The organism is Gordonia sp. (in: high G+C Gram-positive bacteria) (assembly GCF_049299075.1).
Classification (GTDB): Bacteria; Actinomycetota; Actinomycetes; order Mycobacteriales; family Mycobacteriaceae; genus Gordonia.
This window is the reverse complement of record NZ_JBAQWU010000004.1, coordinates 1-3,625: the sequence shown is the minus strand read 5'-3', so window position 1 is coordinate 3,625 and position 3,625 is coordinate 1. Positions and strand designations below refer to the sequence as shown.

Annotated in this window: 4 protein-coding genes and 1 pseudogene; 2 read left to right on the top strand and 3 right to left on the bottom strand. The window is 66.0% G+C overall.

The window, feature by feature from the left end; translation table 11 throughout:
* Positions 1-303 (top strand): annotated as a pseudogene (locus WAW85_RS00180) (DUF2993 domain-containing protein); the annotation flags it as partial.
* Between the two features lie 42 nt (positions 304-345).
* Here the strand turns inward: WAW85_RS00180 and purU are convergent.
* Positions 346-1,230, bottom strand: a complete 885-nt coding sequence (gene purU, locus WAW85_RS00175) for a formyltetrahydrofolate deformylase (RefSeq protein ID WP_422557663.1) — start codon at positions 1,228-1,230, stop codon at positions 346-348.
* 26 nt (positions 1,231-1,256) lie between these two features.
* Between purU and deoC the strand changes: the two genes are divergently transcribed.
* Positions 1,257-1,931: a deoxyribose-phosphate aldolase gene (gene deoC, locus WAW85_RS00170; protein ID WP_422557662.1), complete on the top strand. Its 675-nt coding sequence runs from the start codon at positions 1,257-1,259 to the stop codon at positions 1,929-1,931.
* A gap of 18 nt (positions 1,932-1,949) precedes the next feature.
* Here deoC and sigM read toward each other — a convergent pair whose 3' ends face one another.
* Both sigM and WAW85_RS00160 read right to left on the bottom strand, forming a co-directional pair.
* Positions 1,950-2,519, bottom strand: a complete 570-nt coding sequence (gene sigM / locus WAW85_RS00165) for an RNA polymerase sigma factor SigM (RefSeq protein WP_422557661.1) — start codon at positions 2,517-2,519, stop codon at positions 1,950-1,952.
* 152 nt (positions 2,520-2,671) lie between these two features.
* Entirely contained in the window at positions 2,672-3,436 is a 765-nt protein-coding gene (locus tag WAW85_RS00160) for an SDR family oxidoreductase (protein WP_422557660.1), read from the bottom strand.
* Positions 3,437-3,625: the final 189 nt, after the last annotated feature.

The window sequence follows — 3,625 nt, the reverse complement described above, 5'->3', positions numbered from 1 at the left end:
GTCTTCGTCTCCGTGCCCGCCACCGTCGTGATGAAGCCGTCGAGCGTCGACGGCAAGGTCGAGTTCCCGGTGCAGGAAGCGAAGACTTTTGGTATCGGCTTGCCCGCCGACTTTGCGCAGCAGATCGTCGATCAGGTGACCGAGGGGATGTTCGGGCCGCTGTTCGCGCAGATCAAGGTGGACTCGCTGAAAGTGACCGATCTGGGCATCGAGTTCACGTTCTCCGGTGAGAACGTGAATCTGCAGGCAGCCTCGAGTGGGACCCAGAACCTGTCCGGCACGTCAACGGGCAGCTGCACCTGAGGATTGACGACGCTGGCTGGTCGGTGTCTCCGCGCGACCGGGCTAGGCGAAGACGACGGTCTTGCGGCCGTGCACGAGCACGCGATCTTCCAGGTGCCAGCGGACGCCGCGGGAGAGGACCAGCGTCTCGATGTCGCGACCCTGACGGACCATATCGGTGGGCGTCTGCTCATGGCTGATCCGGCCCACATCCTGCTCGATGATCGGCCCCGCATCGAGGTCGGCAGTGACGTAATGGCAGGTGGCACCGATCAGTTTCACACCGCGGTCGAAGGCCTGGTGGTAGGGCCGCGCGCCGATGAAGCTCGGCAAGAAGCTGTGATGAATGTTGATCGCCCGGCCCTGCCACGCCGCGCACAGATCCGGCGGCAGGATCTGCATAAAGCGGGCCAGGACGATTGCCTCGGGGGCGTGGGTGTCGACGATCTGCCGCAGTTGCTCGAATGCGGCCGTCTTGCCGTCCGGGTCTCCCGCTGGGAACGAGACGTGGTGAAAGGGCACTCCGAACCGGGTGGTGAGCGGTTCCAAGTCGAGATGATTGCCTACGACGGCGCTGATCTGCGCCGGGAGTTCGCCGCGTTCGGCGCGCGAGAGCAGATCGGTGAGGCAGTGGCTGTCTTTGCTCACCAGCAGCACCACCGATTTGGTCTCGCCGGTGTCGGTCAGCCGCCAGTCGGTCGCTGGCCCCAACTCAGCGGCGACGGCTGCGAATCGTGCGCGAATTTCGTCGATTGGCAACTGCACCGAATCGGCGCGTACGGCCTGGCGGGTGAAGAACCAGCCGGAGGTCGCATCCGAGTGGTAGGCCGCTTCGGTGATCCACCCGCCGATCTCGGCGATGAAGCCGGAGATGGCGGCGACGATGCCGGTACGGTCTGGGCAACCCAGCGTCAGGACGAAGGTGCGGGGGGCATTACTGTCAGTCACCCGGACCAGTGTGCCAAGCTCGAGGGGTGACTGAGAAACTTCTGCGTCGCGGCGACGTCGCCGCCCTCGTCGACCACACCCTGCTGAAGCCGGAAGCCACCCGCGACGACGCTCTCGCGACGGCCGCTGAGGCCGCGCGACTGGGCACCTTTGCGGTCTGCCTTTCGCCGTCAATGCTGCCGATCGATACCGGCGCGCAGAAGACGTGCGTGGTGGTCGGATTCCCGTCAGGCAAGCACCATTCGCTGGTCAAGGCGGCCGAGGCGCGACTCGCTGTCGATTCCGGTGCCGATGAGGTGGACATGGTGATCGACATCGGCGCCGCCGTGGACGGCCGGTACGACGAGGTCTTCGCCGACGTGATCACTGTCCGTGGAGGTGTCGGCGACGCGGTGCTGAAGGTGATCGTTGAGTCGGCGGTCCTGCTCGAGCGAATCGGAGCGGACGGCCTTGCCGAGGTGTGTCGGCGCGTAGTGGCCGCCGGTGCCGACTTCGTGAAGACCTCGACCGGCTTCCACCCGGCTGGTGGCGCCAGTGTCGAAGCGGTCCGCATCATGGCTGACGCTGTCGGGGGACGCGCCGGGGTGAAGGCCAGCGGGGGTATTCGCGACGGCGCCTTCGCCGCGGAGCTGATTGCTGCCGGTGCCACGCGACTCGGACTCTCCGGCACCGCCGACGTGCTGGCCTACTTTCCCGAATAGGTCGGGCGTTAACAAATGTCAGTCGTCGGCGCGCAGGTGTGCGAGGACCAGGGCCAGCTTGAGGCGACCGCGGGCGCACCGGCTCTTGACGGTTCCGATCGGGATACCCAGGAGGTCAGCGGTCTCGTCGATGGAGCGGCCCTCCAGATCGACAGCGACGACGGCGGCACGCTGGCCATCGGGCAGGACATCGAGGGCGCGGCCGACAGAGAGTCGTAGATCGATGTGTGCGGTGAAGTCGGGCGCATCGCGGTCGGCGACGTCGTTGTCGAACATCGGCAGCGGGTCGGTGTCGTGGTGCTTGCGGCGCCGGATCCGGTCGAACCCAGAATTGACGACGATGCGGTGCATCCAGCACTGCACGGAGGCGTCGGCGTGGAAGCTGGCGGCCCGGCGCATGATTTTCACGTACGCCTCCTGCAGCGCGTCGGCTGCGTCGTCGGCGTCGTTAGTTGTGCGCAGGGCCACCGCCCACAGGTAGTTCTCGTGTCGACGAAACAGGCGGTCAAATGACGCGCAGTCGCCGTGGGCCCCCGCCCGTAGCAGGTCCGCATCGCTTGTGATGGTTTCCACGATCCCCCGACTCATGCGAGTGACATTAGGCCTGTTTCCGGCGATGGTTCGGGACTTTTCGGGAGGGTTGTGGAAAGGTGCTCCGGTTGTGAATAGAACCGTTGACAGAAGAGAAACTGTGGGCGCAGTCACACTATAGACACTGTGTTGTGCGGCTCGGCCCAGAGCTACCGGTTGCGGCGGGTGCGCACGTTGCGGTGAGCGTCGGCCTGATCGCGCGGCTTCAGCACGATCTGATCGAGGTTTACGTGCGGTGGGCGCGAGGCGGTGAAGGCGATGACATCGGCAACGTCGTCGGCAGTCAACGGGGTGAGGTCCGCATAAACTTGGTCCGCGCGCTCGGCATCACCGTCGAATCGGACGAGAGAGAATTCGGTCTCCACCATGCCCGGGCAGATTTCGGTGAGCCGCACGGGCTGGCCGAGCAGCTCGCCGCGGAGCGTTCGGTGCAGCACTCCTTGGGCGTGCTTGGCAGCGGTGTAACCGGCGCCGTTGTCGTAGACATCGAGCGCGGCGATCGAGGTGATGGTGACGATGAGACCGTCACCGGAAGCGATCAGCGCAGGCAGCAGCGCCTTCGTCACGCGCAGCGTTCCGACAACGTTGGTCTCCCACATCCAGCGCCAGTCGTCGAGGTTGGCCTCGGCGATCGGGGCCAGGCCCTTCGCCCCGCCGGCGTTGTTCACCAGCAGATCCACGCGGTCCAGGGTGCCGACGAAGCGTTCCACCGACGCCGGGTCGGTGACGTCGAGATACATTGCGCGGCCGTCGATTTCGCTCGCCAGTGCGTCAATTCGATCGGTACGCCGCGCACCCACCACCACGTCGTAGCCGTCGCGGGCGAGTGCGCGCGCGGTAGCTGCCCCGATGCCGGAGCTTGCGCCAGTGACGACGGCGGTCTTCCGCGTGGCGGAGGGGGAGGTTGGCGTCATGAAATCAGTCTAGGCCCGCTCCTCCCGGCTGCTAGATTGACGCCATGATCGGCACCGGGGTGGTCGCAGCCAGGCTGCGTGCAGGATCGGCGCCGGCCAGTCTGGTGCTCAATGCGATCCGCGTCGGTGGACCGTCGACGCGCGACCAAATCGCCGAGTGGACTCGTCTCTCGGCGGCCACCGTGAATA

Excerpts from the sequence above, each read along its gene's own strand:
- WAW85_RS00160 (WP_422557660.1), bottom strand. The coding sequence starts at position 3,436 with ATGACGCCAACCTCCCCCTCCGCCACGCGGAAGACCGCCGTCGTCACT.
- sigM (WP_422557661.1), bottom strand. The coding sequence starts at position 2,519 with ATGAGTCGGGGGATCGTGGAAACCATCACAAGCGATGCGGACCTGCTA.